This window comes from Tenacibaculum sp. ZH5_bin.1 (assembly GCF_042865525.1).
In the GTDB taxonomy this organism is placed as follows: Bacteria; Bacteroidota; Bacteroidia; order Flavobacteriales; family Flavobacteriaceae; genus Polaribacter; species Polaribacter mesophilus.
On record NZ_JBEGIO010000001.1, the window covers coordinates 465,523 to 482,026 of the forward strand.

At 30.2% G+C, this 16,504-nt stretch carries 13 protein-coding genes; 10 read left to right on the top strand and 3 right to left on the bottom strand.

Going from position 1 to position 16,504, the window contains the following annotated elements; translation table 11 throughout:
- Positions 1-18: 18 nt before the first annotated feature.
- Positions 19-3,312: a DUF4175 family protein gene (locus ABHQ57_RS02170; RefSeq protein WP_389862112.1), complete on the bottom strand. Its 3,294-nt coding sequence runs from the start codon at positions 3,310-3,312 to the stop codon at positions 19-21.
- Between the two features lie 200 nt (positions 3,313-3,512).
- Between ABHQ57_RS02170 and ABHQ57_RS02175 the strand changes: the two genes are divergently transcribed.
- The 3 genes from ABHQ57_RS02175 to gltX all read left to right on the top strand — a co-directional run bounded on the left by ABHQ57_RS02175 (position 3,513) and on the right by gltX (position 6,593).
- The gene (locus tag ABHQ57_RS02175; RefSeq protein WP_167712602.1) at positions 3,513-3,746 is read left to right on the top strand and encodes a hypothetical protein; all 234 of its coding nucleotides are present in this window, start codon (positions 3,513-3,515) and stop codon (positions 3,744-3,746) included.
- Between the two features lie 129 nt (positions 3,747-3,875).
- Positions 3,876-4,721, top strand: coding sequence for a hypothetical protein (locus ABHQ57_RS02180; protein ID WP_167712603.1), 846 nt, complete (start codon positions 3,876-3,878; stop codon positions 4,719-4,721).
- A gap of 354 nt (positions 4,722-5,075) precedes the next feature.
- Entirely contained in the window at positions 5,076-6,593 is a 1,518-nt protein-coding gene (gene gltX / locus ABHQ57_RS02185; protein WP_389862115.1) for a glutamate--tRNA ligase, read from the top strand.
- 52 nt (positions 6,594-6,645) lie between these two features.
- On the opposite strand, the gene ABHQ57_RS02190 is transcribed toward gltX, so the two are convergent.
- The gene (locus ABHQ57_RS02190; RefSeq protein WP_047788046.1) at positions 6,646-7,239 is read right to left on the bottom strand and encodes an outer membrane beta-barrel protein; all 594 of its coding nucleotides are present in this window, start codon (positions 7,237-7,239) and stop codon (positions 6,646-6,648) included.
- Between the two features lie 56 nt (positions 7,240-7,295).
- Complete coding sequence (locus ABHQ57_RS02195) at positions 7,296-7,730, bottom strand: hypothetical protein (RefSeq protein WP_047788045.1); 435 nt, start codon at positions 7,728-7,730, stop codon at positions 7,296-7,298.
- Between the two features lie 404 nt (positions 7,731-8,134).
- Here ABHQ57_RS02195 and ABHQ57_RS02200 point away from each other — a divergent pair, with 404 nt between their 5' ends.
- The 7 genes from ABHQ57_RS02200 (at position 8,135) to ABHQ57_RS02230 (ending at position 16,467) form a co-directional block, all read left to right on the top strand.
- On the top strand, positions 8,135-8,632 hold the full coding sequence (locus tag ABHQ57_RS02200) for a nuclear transport factor 2 family protein (RefSeq protein WP_159610582.1): 498 nt from the start codon (positions 8,135-8,137) through the stop codon (positions 8,630-8,632).
- Positions 8,633-8,999: 367 nt separating this feature from the next.
- Positions 9,000-12,569 (top strand): hypothetical protein, encoded by a 3,570-nt coding sequence (locus ABHQ57_RS02205; RefSeq protein ID WP_389862119.1) that lies wholly within the window; start codon positions 9,000-9,002, stop codon positions 12,567-12,569.
- Between the two features lie 244 nt (positions 12,570-12,813).
- A complete protein-coding gene (locus ABHQ57_RS02210; protein ID WP_389862121.1) occupies positions 12,814-14,043 on the top strand; it encodes an RNA methylase in 1,230 nt (409 codons plus the stop codon).
- A gap of 153 nt (positions 14,044-14,196) precedes the next feature.
- On the top strand, positions 14,197-14,496 hold the full coding sequence (locus tag ABHQ57_RS02215; protein WP_073182345.1) for a GIY-YIG nuclease family protein: 300 nt from the start codon (positions 14,197-14,199) through the stop codon (positions 14,494-14,496).
- Between the two features lie 417 nt (positions 14,497-14,913).
- Complete coding sequence (locus tag ABHQ57_RS02220; protein WP_389862125.1) at positions 14,914-15,606, top strand: hypothetical protein; 693 nt, start codon at positions 14,914-14,916, stop codon at positions 15,604-15,606.
- A gap of 25 nt (positions 15,607-15,631) precedes the next feature.
- The gene (locus ABHQ57_RS02225) at positions 15,632-15,772 is read left to right on the top strand and encodes a hypothetical protein (protein ID WP_389862127.1); all 141 of its coding nucleotides are present in this window, start codon (positions 15,632-15,634) and stop codon (positions 15,770-15,772) included.
- Between the two features lie 41 nt (positions 15,773-15,813).
- The gene (locus ABHQ57_RS02230) at positions 15,814-16,467 is read left to right on the top strand and encodes an SLATT domain-containing protein (protein WP_389862130.1); all 654 of its coding nucleotides are present in this window, start codon (positions 15,814-15,816) and stop codon (positions 16,465-16,467) included.
- Positions 16,468-16,504 lie beyond the last annotated feature (37 nt).

A 16,504-nucleotide genomic window follows, 5' to 3' on the forward strand; every position in this document is an offset into this window, starting at 1 on the left:
TAAAGGCTTTTTAATACGTTATTTTCTATCCTTTGGAAGGCTAAAGTACTCTTGCACCTTCTTTTTGTAATTTTGGCGCAAAGGTAGTGATTGTCTGTTTAATATCTCAGTTTGGTTATAAAACAACTTTTTAAACTTCAATTCCTTAGTTGTATTGTTATTAAACTCTTGTAAATTGGTGTTTGATTTGCGTTGTTTATCTCTGTTTTGTTCAAATGTAGCTTTGTCTAATTTAAGTAGCTCGTAGTTTAATTGCTGCATTCTATTAATACTCTCTTGTGTAAAACCTTTTTCCAAAATTTGATTTTCTAACTCCTCCATCTTTTTTAAAGCTTTTTTAGCTTCTTTATTTCCTGCATTTCCTTCGTTAATAGCATTCTTTAATTGTTCTCTAAGTTGTGATTGTTCTTTGTAAATTTGATACAATTCACCATCTAAATCATCACTTTGTTCACCGTTTTGCCCTTCTTTTTCACCTTTATTTTTACCGTCCTTTCCATCCTTTGGGTTTCCTTGATTTTTCTTTTGCATGCCTTGTTTCATCTTTTCCATTAATTCACTTTGCTTTTGAATGATGTCTGGCAAGCTAAACGATTTACCTTTCCTCTTCCCTTTTCCATTTCCAGGTTTAGGATTTTGCATAGCATCTAAAGTATTACTCAACATATCCGCTAATGTATTTGCTGAAGTCATTACATACTGTTGATTAGAGATTCCGTTTTGAAAATAATTATCTGCAAAATTTTCTAAAGATTGATCTAAGTTATAATGTGCTTGTGCTAAGTGATCTTGAATTTTTGAAGATATACTAGGAACTCGCATTGAAAGCACAAATAAGCTATCATCAATATGTTCAAAATAGGTTTTAAGTTGGTGTTGTTTCTGAAGGTTTTTACCAAAGTTAGGATGTGATGAATTTGAGGAAGAAAACTCATTCATTAAAGCTTCCTGATCAAATGAAAAAGTAATAAGGTTTTCTAATATTTGGCGTAAACCTTCCATGTTTTCTTCTTCCATTTCTGCACTCATCGATTGCATTGATTGTTGCATCTTCTGACTCATTTGCTGCATTTTTTTAGCAGCTTTTTTTTGATTTTTCTTTGTTTCAGAAGCGTTATTTTTATCTAAATTTTCTTCAGCTTTATTAAGCTCTTCTTGAGTTTGTTTTTCTAAATCTTCCATAGAAGGCATTTCCATGGGTTGTTTTAAACCTTGATTATCTTTTTCTAAATCATCTAACTCTTTCTTTGCCTTTTGAAACTCTTCATTAATTTGTTGCTGTTCTTCTTTACTAGATTCTTTGTTACTTAACTCTTCTTGTTTTTTTGATAAATCTTCTAGTTTGTTTGCTAATTGATTCATCTTTTGTTCTACATAAAAGCGCTTAGTCATTTCTAAAATACGTTCCAAACTACGTTCTTGTTGTTTGTTTTGTTCAGCTAGTTCTTTTGTCTTTTTAATTAAATCTTCTTTTTTAAGTTTATCTGCTAGCTTGTGTAATTCATCTAATAATTTTTGTTGCTTTTCTAACTTTTTAAGTTCTTCAATACGTTTTTTAAGGTTTTCTTTTTTCTGCTCAAGAGTTTCATTTTCCTCTTTCTTTTCAGAAAAATTCTCTTGTAATTTTTGTGTTTGACGTTGCATCATTTGCTTGTATTTTTCCTGACGCTTTATTAAACTCTGAATTTTCTTTTGATCGTTCCAGTTAATATTCTTTTTGTTTTGTAAATCAAACTGTATTTTCTCTAAATCTTTCTTATTTTTTTGTTGTTGATCTAGTGAGTTAGTTATGTTTTCTATGTAGTTTTTTTGTTCTTGTAATAGCTCTTCCTCTATTTCTTCTTTTGTTTTTTGTTGGTAGCTAAACTTTCTACTCATGGCTTTTTTACTACCATTTACAAGATCATTATCGTATACTTGAAAGTACATTTCATAGTCTATTCCCTCTTTTAAATCCAAACTTCCAGGAAATTCAAAATAAAAGGTTTGAATGTTCTCTTTATTTATTTTAATTACTTGATTATTAATATTTTGATTATTTTTTTTATCATAATAAACTAATTCTAACCTCTTAAAACCATAATCATCAGCAATTTGACCAACAAACTGGGCATTTCCACGAGAAATACTATCAATATTTGAATTTACATTGATAGTTGGATATTCATCTTTAGTTACATTAATAGAAAACTGTAGCTGTTCGTAATCTGTTAGATTTTTGTTAGATGTTGTAATTTGATAATTAGTATTATTCAGTACACGTTTAGAAAGCTCAAATTCGTTATTTTCTTTTTGTTTAAAAATTGTTCTTTTTTCTTTTTCTATAAAGGTAACTGTATCGGTTTCAGAAGTTTTAATATCCCATTTTATAATTGTTCCTTGTGGAACATTTAAGTTTCCGGTGTTGTTAATTGTTTCAGAAGCTTTTCCTATGTATGATGGATAGGTTAGATTTAATGAAATATTTTGAATCGATGGGGTTTTAATAATCGTTATAGTATACTCATTAGATTCAATTCCATTGGCACTTGCATAAAATAAAATAGGATTTTGGACTTCAGAAAAGGTATATGAAAACAAACCATTTCCTTCATTTTCCATAAAATATTGTTGACCATTAAAATGAATTTTGGTTTCCTGTGGTATTACCTCCCCTTCTGTTTGTATATATACAGTTATATCTTTTCCTTTAATAACACGTAAATCTTTTGCGGTTAAATTAAAATAAAAAGGAGCTGGAGGATTATATGCTACTGAATGATTTACTACACGATTAAAACTTTGTGAGAGCTTTTTAGAGGTTCCTGTAAGTAATGAAATTCCCCAAATTAAGAAAGGAATTAAAACATATTTTACATACTTTCTATTTCTACTAAAGTCAATGGCCTTATTAAAAGAAACAGGTTGTAATTCTTTCGATTTTTGTTCAATACTAGCAGCTAATAAATCAGACTGCTGATTGTTTTGTTGTAGCTGTAAAACATTTAATAATTTATCTTTTACTTCAGGAAAGTGATTTCCGATAATTTTAGAAGCTTCTTCAAAAGAAATTCCTTTTTGTAAACCTACAATTTTAAAAATAGGAAAACAAATAAAACGGAAAAATAAGAACACTTCTACTATAATAAATAACCAAAATAAAAAAGTTCTGGCGGTTGGTTTTAACCACAAAAAGTATTCAATAAACAGAGTAAAGAGCAAATAAATTAATCCTAAAGAAACAAATAAAATGCTTCCTTTTATCAATTCATTTGTGTAAAATTTCTTACTAAACTGCTTTAGCTTTTGCTGTATTTTATTAAAATCTTCCATATCTAAGTATAAAAATACGTGTTTTAAGAGAGAATTTTAGTTAAAGATTTATTTAAACCCCTATTTTTCATTAATAACCCCCTTTAAATATGTTATTTGAAGAAAAAATAAGGATTTACCATACCTTTTATAAGGGAAAAAAGACGAAGAGTTTTTAAAGTTGAATTAAATTGCTGGTACTAATTTTAAAAACTTTAAAGATGTTAAAAAACATTTCAAGCTTAGGTGTTTTACTTAATAACGTAGCACAAAAAAACATAAAAGGAGGTTTCTTTTCAGGAAATAATGGATGTGATATTACAGGTTGTCATGAAAGGTATCCGGGAGGAAATGGATATGTAGGTTTTGGAGAAGGTAATCCATGTGCGTTTGATACACCGACAGGAATAAGTTGTACAGGGATTATACAAAATGATTTATGTTGTATAAGCTAAGATCCAGAAAATGTATGAAAGTAGTGTTAATTAAAATACTACTTTATTTTTTAGAAAGGTATTATAAAAAATAATGTCCTTTTGTAAGGAATGAAAGCTTTTGTAAACTAATTATAAAATCTTTTAAGCATGAAACAACTAATTTTACCAGCATTATTTTTAATTACATTTAATGCTTTTTCTCAAAGTCCATGGACAAAAAATAAAAATGAAGGATATCTTCAAGCTTCATTTACTACTATTGGAAGTTATGATAAAATCTATGGTAATCCAGACTACAAACCCCAACGAGAAATCACCGACAATACATTACAACTGTACGGAGAATATGGTGTAACAGACAAAACAACACTATTTGCTAACATTCCTTTGAAAATGGTTAAAACAGGTGACTTTACTGAAGATATGTCTGTAATTTTTCCTTCTTTTACTATTGAAGAAACTTCTGAAACCTTATTAGGAAATATTCAATTAGGAATAAAACACAACTTTTCTAATAACAAATGGTTGTTATCAGGACAACTTTCTATTGAAGCGAATACAAGCAGTTATAAAGAAAATTCAGGAATACGAAGTGGCTATGATGCGTGGACATTCACACCGTTGTTTTTAACAGGAAGAGGTTTTGATTCATGGTATATACAAGCATTTACAGGATTTGATATTAGAACAAACGACTATAGCTCTAACTATAAATTAGGAGGAGAAATTGGTTATAAAGCACTAAATTGGTTATGGGTAGCAGGCTTTTTAGACGGTGTTGCTTCTTTAAAAAATGGAGACGTTATATTGCCTCAAGAAAATTTGGCTACAGGTTTGTATGTAAACGATCAAAGCTATGCTGCCTTTGGACTTAAGTTTATAGGTGAGTTCAATAAATCTTTTGGAGCTAATGTTGGTTTCGGAGGTGCTTTTGCGGGAAGAAATGTAGCTAAAGCTCCAGCATTGAGTTTTGGATTGTATCATAAGTTTTAAAAAAGTAAGGCTTTTCCTTACATTTTGTAAGGTAAAATAAACGAAGAATTTTTAAAGTTAAATTAAATTGCTACTACTAATTTTAAAAACTTTAAAGATGTTAAAACACATTTCAAATTTAGGTACTACCTTAAAAAAGACAGAGCAGAAAAATATTAATGGAGGTTTCGGACTTACCAGGTGTAAATATGATCAAGACTGTCCAAGAAGAGATATGTATTGTTTTCATGGCTACTGCCAGTATAAATAAAATTTTAAAAGCGAGTTTAACTCGCTTTTTTCTTTTTTTCTCTTACCTCCCTTTTCTTTTCTATTAACATAAAACTATCTTTGCGCTTTCAAATCAATAAAAAAATGACTGAGAACGTAAGAGTACGCTTTGCTCCGAGTCCGACAGGACCATTACACATAGGTGGTGTAAGAACTGCTTTATTCAATTATTTATTTGCTAAAAAACATAACGGAACCTTTGTTTTACGTATTGAAGATACCGATCAAACACGTTATGTAGCTAATGCAGAAAAATACATAATCGATTCTTTAGAATGGTGTAACATTCCGTTTGATGAAGGTCCAGGTAAAAACGAAAAATTCGGACCCTATCGTCAGTCAGAACGTAAAGATTTGTATAAAAAATACGCAGATCAGTTAATTGAATCTGGTTGGGCATATTATGCTTTTGATACAGCTGAAGAATTAGATGCACACCGTAAAGATCATGAAGAAAAAGGAAAAACCTTTATTTATAATTGGCATAATCGTTTAAAGTTAAACAATTCGTTGGCTCTTTCTGCTAATGAAGTTTCAGAAAAAATAAATGCAGGAGAAAAGTATGTGATCCGTTTTAAAACTCCACAAGACGAGACCTTAATTTTACAAGATGAAATCCGTGGTACGATTAAAGTGGAAACAAATACCTTAGATGATAAAGTATTATTTAAATCTGATGGTATGCCAACATATCATTTAGCAAATATTGTAGATGACCATTTAATGGAAATTTCACATGTAATTCGTGGTGAAGAGTGGTTACCTTCTCTCCCTCTTCATGAGTTATTATATCGTGCATTTGATTGGAAAGCACCAAAATTTGCACACTTACCATTAATTTTAAAACCAGTAGGAAAAGGAAAATTAAGTAAGCGTGATGGTGATAAACTAGGTTTTCCAGTATTCCCATTAGAATATACTAATGAGCAAACAGGTGATGTTTCACGTGGATACAAAGAAGACGGTTATTTTGCTGATGCATTTATAAATATGTTAGCATTCTTAGGATGGAACCCAGGAACAGAACAAGAAATTTTTAGTTTAGAGGAATTAACAGAAGCGTTCGATTTAGCGCGTGTAAGTAAATCAGGAGCTAAGTTTAGTCCAGATAAAACAAAATGGTTTAACCAACAGTATTTACAACAAAAGTCTAACAAAGAGCTTACAGCCTTATTTATACCTATTCTTGAAGAAAAAGGCATAACAAAAGATAAAGATCAGGCAGAAAAAGTAGTTTCTTTAATAAAAGAACGTGCGACGTTTGTAGCTGATTTCTGGGAGTTATCTAACTTTTTCTTTGAAAACCCTTCAGAATATGATGAAAAAGCGGTTAAAAAACAATGGAAAGATACTACGAGTGAATTAATGCAAGAATTAGTAGAAGTAATTTCTAAAATAGAAGATTTTTCAATTGAAAATACTCAAACAGAAATCAAAGGATGGATTACTTCTAAAGAAATAGGATTTGGTAAAGTAATGCAACCACTTCGTTTAAGTTTGGTAGGAAAACTAGCAGGTCCAGATTTGTTTGATATCATGACAATGATAGGCAAAGAAACTACTATTACCAGAATACAAAACGCGACTAATGCGTTATCATAAAGCAAAAAAAAGCCGCTTTTAAAGCGGCTTTTTTGTATATTAAATTAGAAGATTAAAACATACAACCTCCTAAATGTTTTGCAGCATTACGAGCATTGTTATCACCTCCATTGTTCCAATTTAGTTTAAATACAACACCTAGAGTTCCTTGAATATGTGAACGCATACTTTCATAACCTTCAAAAGAATGTTTGTAGTATAGTTGTGGGTTAATACCAATATTATCACTAACCCAATAAATTCCACCAGCACCAACATTAAGTGTAGGTGTCATTTTACGTTCAGAATCTACTACACTACCTCCTATAAAAACATACGGAGCAAACTTGTTAAAAATAGCATTTAAGTTATAACGAAATGAAGCATCCATAGAAAAATACTTTGCAGAGTTTTTGATAAAACCAACGTCATCAATAGTATTAAAAGATACAGCACCATCTAAAGAAAAACGATCGCCAATAGGCATGGTTAAACTTACAGTAGGCACTTGAAATAAATATTGATCACCAATAAAAGCGGCGTCACTTTCACTAAATTTTGTTATTCCAAAACCTACACCTATTTGCCAAGAGTCGTTTAAATTTTGTGAAAAAACAGACGTTGTTAAACAGGTAAGTATTGCTATGAATAAAATTTTATGTTTCATCGGGAGATAAGTGTTTAGAGTAATAACTGGTTTAATAAGTTTTTAGTATAATTATTTTAATTGGCATTTACCTTTTTAATAGCTTCGGTAAAATTATCTAAGTCGTTATTGTTTAAAACTAAATGAACGGCTTCATCGCAAACTTTCTCAGCATTATCAGTAGAGAAATGTAAAGCTATAGCTATTTTACGTAGTATACCAACTTCTTCTTTGGCTACATTTTCATCAGCAAAAATCATTTTTGTTAAATGAAATAAACGTTCAATACGCTCTTCGTAACTAATAGGTGCATTTATTGGATACTTCTCAGGATTTTTTAAAATACCTTTATATTCTTCCTCGTTAATATTTAATTTTTTTGCAGCTCTGTCCAATAGCAATTGTTCTCCTTCAGAAATTACTCCATCAGTTTTAGCAATTTTAACTATACTAGCAAAGTGTCCTATTTCTTGTTTATGTTTTCCACTTGAATATAAATCTGATATTGACATAATTTTTTTTAAATTTTTTTAATTGAAAGTAAAGTGTATTTATTTAAAAACAAGTTTTAAATAAAGTCACAAAAATATCGCCGAAAGTTAACAATTCTAGTCAAAAACGAAGTATTATTTTTTCTTATCGTAATTTATAAATACATAAGATATGTTAATTTAAAACAGTGTTTTTTTATCTGATTTAAAGGCTTTTTATTTTTAGCTAATACAAATCCTTAGGGCAGCTTTTTTAAACCCTTTAAAACACCGATTACGTTAGTTTAAATAAAAAAGATAGAGAAAAAATAAAAGAATAAATAATACTTATAAAACTAAAAATAACAATTGATAAAACTTAAAGTAGTTTTTACTCTTTAAAAATCACTAACTTGTTAACAAATGAAATTCTAATCTTATCAAAAATGAAAACGGTATATACTATTTTAATTTTATTAGTTTCGGTTGCGTTGAGTTTTTCACAAAACAATGGAATAATAGAAAAAGAAGTTAATCAACAAATATGGCAACCATTTAAAAAATCTTTTGAAGCTAGAGATTGGGAATCATTTAATAATTTACATACTAACGATGTGTTAAGAGTAAATAAGTATGGAATTCGTATAGGAGAGGAATACAAGAATTCAATACAAACATCCTATCAAAAAACAACAACAAAAAAAAGACAAATAGATTTTTGTTTTAATCAAAGAATCTATAAAGAAAACACAGGTTATGAAGTAGGGTATTATCGGGTCATATATACTGAAAAATATAAAGAACCTCGCACAGTATATGGTAGGTTCCACGTGGTACTAAAAAAAAAGGAAAATACTTGGTTAATTACACAAGATTGGGATACTGACACTATAAATGGAAAATCAATTACCAAAGAAGATTTTGAGTCAGGTAAATGTTTGTGAATTAGATAATAACTTTTAAGTTCTCTTATTCTACATTTTTTATTTCGACTTTAAAGAGAAGTCTGTTTTAATTTTTAGTAGCAAACATCCTATGAAAACTGAAGCTGGCTTAAAAAAATGTATCTAATTCAAAACTAAATAACTAAGAAAAACACCTTTTTTTCATCTGTTAAAGTATTGTAAAATTTGAATTTTATTAAGTGTAAAACCTGAACGAAAACGTAAATTTGTGTAGAGTTTTGCGCAGAGTTCCCCACGATTGTTAATTACTTCAGCTTAAAAAAAGAATAGCAAAAACATTGCTGTAGTTTCTATTCAGTCACTCTTCTCAAAAAAATTGAAAAGAAAACTAAAAATTTTATTGTAAATGAATCAATTTGATAAGCATCAAATCATTCCTTTTTATTTAGGAAACGAAACCTCTATTAAAGAAGCTCTAGTAAAGTACAAAGAACTATTAGACAGCAATAAAGCAGTCGTAAACCAGGTGTTTGATGTAGAGTTTAAAATTATTGAAAACGATACTCAACGTCGTATTCAAGTAGCAGATACCAACAATCAAAAGTTGGTAAAAAATGCACTGAACATGGGACCAGATGGAGGTCCAAGCTATTACCCAAACCATATTAGAGATACTGATGAAATTTATATTTCAGAAGTACTCTTTTTTGCCATTGTACTAGAGTATCCTTCATTAAAAGAAGCGGTAGTTACCACCGCAAAAGCAATAGTAGCACACAGTAGGCGTTTTAATGATACTTGGAATTTATGGATAGACGATATGCGTGTTTTTGGTATCGAGGCGTTGTATATGCTAGCGCTAACAGATGCTAATTATACCTACTTATTATCGCAATTTTTAATTCCTTATTGGGATGATGAACACGCTGTAGGTTACGAAGAGTATTTACGCGATTTATTCCAAAAAAATGGATGGAATAGACCTATGATTAAAGCTTTTATTTGGTGTGATAATAGTTATTTTAGACAAGCAATTGTAACATCACAAGAAAAATCATTAGGAAATTATTTAAAAGCAAATCCAGAAGAATATACCTATTTTAAACGAGCGCTTCAAGAGCGATTTGTAGAAGAACCAGTACTATTACCTTACAGTGATGATGACCCAGAAGAAACACATCCTGTATTAGATATTTACTTCAGTTTAGTAGTTGTTGCTGAAGAATGGGCTGAGTCGATAGAGGATAATGAAGAGGTATTACAAGAACATTTTATTGAAGACACCTTAGAAAATGAGGCATTTGATTTAGAAAAAAAGATTAAAAATACACTTCAAAAACCTTTAAGTAAAATTAATGAAGAGGCGCAAAGAGAAAAGGACGAAGACGAAGAAAGAGAAGCCTATTTTGATAATTATGAATATGGAGACGGTTTAAAAAGTGTAAAAGAGTTAATCTTACATTTACATCGTGGTGCGGATCTTTGGAAATATGTACAAACAGGTCAACATAAAGAAGCTTTAAACGATTTACCACAGACAGATTTATTACCCTTAGCTAAAGAGCATGCTCGTGTTATGTACTTACGAATGCTGTATTTCACAGGTGGTTATCGTGATGAAAATGAAGTTCGTGAATCTCTAGAAAATATTATTAGCGATGTTACAGCAGAATTACTGTCATTAGAAGAAGAAGATGTTGAAGAAATTTATCAAAACGGTCTAATTCTTACCATTAAAACACGACCTACAGGTACACCAGAAGATACAGAAGTAGCACAAAGACAACAAGAACGTAACGCTATGTATTTACGTATACTAGATGTGTTTTATTACGCCTTTGGTAAAAAACCGTTTGATGACGATATTAAAGATGTTGTAACTAAAAACGATCCTTTATTAAGTGTCGAAGAGTATCAGCAACGTTATCATCCGCAGCTTTCAAAAGAAGCAACACCAGAAGAGAAAGAAAAGCATGAAAAAAATATCATAATAGAAGTATTACGAGAGTTTGTAGATCTTGATACAAAACTTTCTAAAAAGAATTTTGACGATGCAGCTTTTGTTTTTGAAGAAAAAAGAGAACGACGCGATTGCTCTTGGTGGCCAAAAGACAATTTAGGATGTTGTGCTTTAGCAACGCACCTACTCTTTCAAGACTTTCAACAACGTGTTGGAGATGATTATACACAAAGACTTTTTAACTACGTTAATGAAAATGTTTGGACGTTGATAGCTAAAATGGTAGAAGAATCATTGGTAAATCCTATTGATGAAAAAAATAAAGACTTAGATCCTATTAAGGAGCAAGCTTTAGGATATATCACTGAGGCAAATACCACGTTAACAGAAGAAGAAGCGTTAGAAGCTTTTAGTAGAATACTTTTGGTAGAAGAAGGAAAAGAAGCAAGTACTAAACAAAAAAAGTACGATTTATTCGATAATGCCTACGAAGACAATCAACGTACAGTACTTATTTGTTATTGGTTATCACAAATGCCATTACCAAGTCAGCATCAAGCAAAGCGATTGTGGAAACTATGGGTTGCTTTAGCTCCACAAAAAGTAATACAATTATTAGCAAAAATAACAGCAGACGATGAATACGACTATTCATTTGAAAACCCATTAAAAGAAATTGATTTTTACGACAGAATTGAAAAAAATGGAGTACCAAAATCACAAAGTATTGCTTTTCAAATGGTAGTAGCTCAAAAAATGTTTCATAATAGTTGGGAAGGAGATAAAGCCCCATATTTAGTATGGTTAGATAAATATAATGAAATAGACAGTACTGCAACAGGTATGTTTGATGTAATAGATAAAAAGCGTGCACTAGCCTTAGATGAAGGAATGCACTACATTGATGCATATAGACGAATTGAATATTTTATTGATTTATCGTTACAAAATGAACGTTTTCCTTTCAATCAACCAGAAGCATTTAAAGAAACAGTAAGTAAATTATTTCAAGAAAACCTAGTACCGTGGTATAAAAGATTGGCTACATACAATGCCACCGTCTGCAAAAGTTTTTATAATTACTACAACGATGAAAATAAAGAAACTTCTGCTTTAGAAAAATTACCAATATCATTTCATCCAAACGCAGTTACTAACCTTTCCACAAAAATTAACGACTATAACCAAGTTCAATTACTTCAAAAGAAAGGAGAAGAACTTGTTATTTTACAGTTAGATAAATCGTATAATGACCATAGGCTTGAAGACTCACAAATAACATCAAAAAAAGTATCATTACCATACGGTCAGTTTGTGTTATTTCCAGAAGAAATAGATACAGAAGCAATTTTAAACTCCATTCATAATAAAAATACTGATAAGGAAGATGTTGAAATGTTAGTTACCAAATTACAAGAATATTTAGATGATGAGGTGAGTTATGCAGATATGGCATCATTATGTAATAAAATGCTCAAAAAAGAAGATTTCAACGCCTATGATAGAAATTATTCAGCGATGACAATTCAGCAATTTATTTGGATGCTATCTGAGGAAAAACAACATCGTTTTATCAAACTTTTTGCAAATCACAGCCTCGAAGGAACCAAAATGTTGACGAGAGACTTTACCAAAGCATTTTTACGAATGAAAGTACGTGAAAAAGAAGTTAGTTTAGAAGAAATAAGAGAAAAATCAGAAGAAGAAGAGTACAAAGAAGCAGCATTTACATACCTACTAAACCTTTTGGATAGTTTAGAAGTTAATCCATTATACATTGCAGATATAGCACTTGATGAATATAATGAAGCCTCAAAACATTGGTTTATTGCTTTAGGAGCAGAAAAACTGTTTGATTTATCACAAAACTTTTCAGTTGACAAACGTGTAGAACTAATAGAAATGCTTTCCGAATCTGAAGAAGCTACAAATGTTTTAAAACCTTTTTTAGAAGATGTATCCAGAATGGTAAGAGATGCTGCAGAAAGTGTCTTAAATACTTCAGAAACGATGTAAAAACAAAAAGCTGTCTATTTTAGACAGCTTTTTTATTCATACCTTTATTGTCATTTAAACCGTCATTGCGAGTGCTAACGAAGCAATCTTTCAGTCGTTTGTTCCAAACAAACAAATTACTTCACCCCTCACCTACATCATAATAACATAGAGCAGGTATAACTGATTAAAATAAAGGAATAAAAGCGTAAAAATAATTTTCAAAATACCTTATTTTTATCAACATAAGCTCTAAAACCAGACTATGAATAACGAGAAAAACTCTGAAACTTGGAAAAAACTCTACCAAAACTCACAAGAACTCACCAAACCAACCTCTGTAGATAACATACTTTCTGATGACGATGTAATCTTTTTAAAACAAGAATTAAAAAACATCATCAATCGGTTTTTAGACAGAGGAGAATTGCACAAAGGCATCAAAGTATATATAAACCACGAACTTCAAAACGGAATAGCAGAAGAAATGGTAGCCAATAGACCAAAAGAAGAGGAAACTATTGAGCAATGGTGTAAGAAGCTCTTCGAAGATCAAAAATTCGGAGTTGTTTTTAATAGCTTGGAAAGCTTTAGTAATAAATTTACCGAGAGAATGTGTCACATTGTAGCTCCCTTACTTCAAAAAGCAGGAATGCCTTTAGGCGGACTCTCTTTTTTGTTTTTTATGGGAAACTATGGTTTTACACCTTTCGGAATTCATAAAGAAGCCAAAGGAGAAGAAGGTTTTTTGTTTCATTTAGGCCCCAACCATAAAGATTTTTACACTTGGGATATTGAAGAATACAACCAAATAGAACACAATACTCAGGTGTTCCACGAAGTAGATGCAATGTTACCAACATCTACAACATATCCGTTAAAAGCAAAATCGGCCATGTTTATTCCGCATCATGTATACCATATTGCAAAAACCGATGAGTTTTCACTAAGTGTAGTAATGGATTATATAAATCTGTCGAGAGATTATTTAGAAAAAACAATTGCCACACAAATAGCCTCAAAAGAGCTACAAAAAAATCCGAATGTAGGGTATTTACCACCAGTAGATGTAACCACCGAAGAATTGGATTGGAATAGCTTATTAAACCGTAAAACGTGGGAACAGCAATACAAAAAAACACTTTCAAAATATATTACTAGGCTAAAAAGTAACGCAGGAGTTTTACAACCTTCAATAGTTGAGAACAAAGAAAGTTTACCCAACCCGCCATTTCAAATTAAGGGAAAGACAATTTTTCCGTTGTTAATACATACAGAAAACACAGAGAAAACCTGTATAATGGCAAGAGGAAATGAAGTTGTTGTTAGCAACAACTCACAACTAAGCACAATTATAGAAAAACTAAATACAGGAGAAACCATAAGCTTTGAAGAATTACAAAACCACCTCACTCCTACTTGGGAATTGATGGATGTATTTGATTTTGTAAGTCAGTTAGCACGAGTTGAAGCGATTGTTATTCATAAGGGATAACCTTACTGTCATTTCGAGCGATAGCGAGAAATCTCTCTCAAGGGAGTCAGAAATACCTGTGAAAGTACCTAACACGCAATTTTAAGATTTCTCACTTTTGTTGCACTTCAGTTCGAAATGACGTTTAGAATTTTTCATATCTTTAAAAGAAAAATGCTAAACAAATACGTTGTATACATCATTACAAACAAGAATAAAACCACATTGTATATTGGTGTTACCAACAATCTTCAAAAACGATTATCTCAACATTATTTTGATAGCGAGCATGCTAAAAAATCATTTGCAGGAAAATATAATTGCTATTATTTGATTTATTATGAAGCTTTTGAAACGATAAACGAAGCAATTCACAGAGAAAAAGAATTAAAAAAATGGAGTAGAGAAAAAAAAGAAAACTTGATTAACAGTTTCAATCCTGAGTGGCGTTTTTTGAATAATGAAGTGTTTTAATTAATACTGTCATTTCGACCGCAGGGAGAAATCTCACTCACGGGAGTTACAAATACACTTGAAAGTGCTCAATACACAATTATAAGATTTCTCACTTCCGTTGCACTCCAGTTCGAAATGACGTTGAAGTTGCATGGTGTCCTGTCATTTCGACCGCAGGGAGAAATCTTTTTAAAGAGAGTTACAAATACTCTTAAAAGTAATAAATACCCTTACAAACTCACACACAAATAAATAACCCTTGCCTCTCTCCTCTTTTTTTACTATGTTTAACACGCTAAAAAAGTAAAAAGTAGTACAACCCCTTATCTCAACTATTTTTTTATTTAAAAAGTAACAACAAACACTTCTTTATGGATTGTCGTAAAGAATAGTGGTTGTATGTGTTTAATTTTGAATAATTTAAATGTTATAATTATGGAGAAGATAAGAGTTGTGGAATTAATAGATTTTAGGAATAAATCAGACAAAAGAAAGAAATCATTTGCTTTTAAATTAAAAAATAGAGAAGCAAAAATTAAAACAGAAACTAAAGAGACTGGAGGAGGTAATTATTGGGTTACAAGTACAAGTTGTATATACAATGTTTTTAAATATGAAAAGAAGGAGTTATATGATGTAAAAACAGAGGAATTATTTTCTAAATATAATGATTCTGAAGACAGAAGAATAAAGTCAATGTATCAAAGAAATATTGATATTTTAAATAGTTTTATTGATTTTGATCTTGAAAATTTAAAACCAAACTCTGAAATTAAATATGAAAAAATTCCTAAATCATATAAGGTTTTTAGAATAAATGAACTTCCTATTTATGTTAACCCAAGTGTAATTTACACTTTTGAAGAAAAAGGTATTTCTATGATTGGAGCATTGTGGTTGGTTCCTAAACTTTATGGATTTAAAAAAAGTGAGTTGGGGATGTTTTGTGAAATACTATACAGTTTCCTTGTTAGAAACTATTCCGATAACTATCAAATTTCTGAAGAGTTCAGTATAGTAGTGGATACCTTTAATGCACAAGAAATAAATTATAAAGAGTTAAAAGAAGGAGAAATTCCTTTTTTAGTAAACAAGACAATAGATGAAATAAACTCATTTTTTAGATAAAAAATTATACAATAAGATTAATAATATGGAAATTAAAGCAATCAAACCAGGACCAAAAAGAACAGCAAAAACAACCGGAAAACCAGATAGACGTCAGAGAGACAATAAGAAAACTCCTGGAAATACACCATCATTAAAACCGCACAAACATAAGAAAGGGGATTAAAATGAACCTGTTATAAAAAACATTTAAATATATTACGATAGATGACTAAAAGTTTTGAAAAAGGTAAAGGTAAGGAACATTTAGATAAGGATTTTTTAGAGGAACTTAAACACAAAATTTGGTCAACAAAGGGGACTAGGTTTACAGCAGACACAAGATTGAAGACAATAGCAAAATTTTCAACATTAAGTATTAGTTTTCTATCAGCTTACCTTATTATTTTTGGTTTAGTTTCTGTTTATAATCTTTATAACCCAGATACAATTAATCAGAATATTATTGCTTTTACTATTACAGCTCTTTCAATTTTAGTTTTAGTTTTTTCTTTAATTGAAAATGCTCAAAATTATCCAGTAAAAGCAAAAAACTTTCATGATTGTGCACTTGATTTAGCTGACCTCTATAACGAACTTCAGAATTTTAAATCTTACAAAACTGAATCTGATGAAAACGAAAAGTTAGAATTTTGCATGAATTTGCAAAAAGAATATCAAAATGTGCTTCGGAGATACTCTAACCATGACCCAATTGACAATAAAAAATTTAGATTAAAACACCCAGATTATTACAAAATTGATTGGTATGAGTGGGTTTTGACACCTATAATGTATTTTACTAATACTAGATTGGTTTATTTAGCAACAATGATTGTTCCTGGAATAATACTTTTTTTAATTTTAAAAAATTTAACTTAAAAAAGGCAAAAAACAAAACTCCCACACAAAAAATAAT

Coding starts and splice junctions, on each gene's coding strand:
- ABHQ57_RS02230 (WP_389862130.1), top strand. CDS start 15,814: ATGACTAAAAGTTTTGAAAAAGGTAAAGGTAAGGAACATTTAGATAAG.
- ABHQ57_RS02190 (WP_047788046.1), bottom strand. CDS start 7,239: ATGAAACATAAAATTTTATTCATAGCAATACTTACCTGTTTAACAACG.
- ABHQ57_RS02225 (WP_389862127.1), top strand. CDS start 15,632: ATGGAAATTAAAGCAATCAAACCAGGACCAAAAAGAACAGCAAAAACA.
- ABHQ57_RS02205 (WP_389862119.1), top strand. CDS start 9,000: ATGAATCAATTTGATAAGCATCAAATCATTCCTTTTTATTTAGGAAAC.
- ABHQ57_RS02210 (WP_389862121.1), top strand. CDS start 12,814: ATGAATAACGAGAAAAACTCTGAAACTTGGAAAAAACTCTACCAAAAC.
- ABHQ57_RS02220 (WP_389862125.1), top strand. CDS start 14,914: ATGGAGAAGATAAGAGTTGTGGAATTAATAGATTTTAGGAATAAATCA.
- ABHQ57_RS02195 (WP_047788045.1), bottom strand. CDS start 7,730: ATGTCAATATCAGATTTATATTCAAGTGGAAAACATAAACAAGAAATA.
- ABHQ57_RS02200 (WP_159610582.1), top strand. CDS start 8,135: ATGAAAACGGTATATACTATTTTAATTTTATTAGTTTCGGTTGCGTTG.
- gltX (WP_389862115.1), top strand. CDS start 5,076: ATGACTGAGAACGTAAGAGTACGCTTTGCTCCGAGTCCGACAGGACCA.
- ABHQ57_RS02215 (WP_073182345.1), top strand. CDS start 14,197: ATGCTAAACAAATACGTTGTATACATCATTACAAACAAGAATAAAACC.
- ABHQ57_RS02170 (WP_389862112.1), bottom strand. CDS start 3,312: ATGGAAGATTTTAATAAAATACAGCAAAAGCTAAAGCAGTTTAGTAAG.
- ABHQ57_RS02175 (WP_167712602.1), top strand. CDS start 3,513: ATGTTAAAAAACATTTCAAGCTTAGGTGTTTTACTTAATAACGTAGCA.
- ABHQ57_RS02180 (WP_167712603.1), top strand. CDS start 3,876: ATGAAACAACTAATTTTACCAGCATTATTTTTAATTACATTTAATGCT.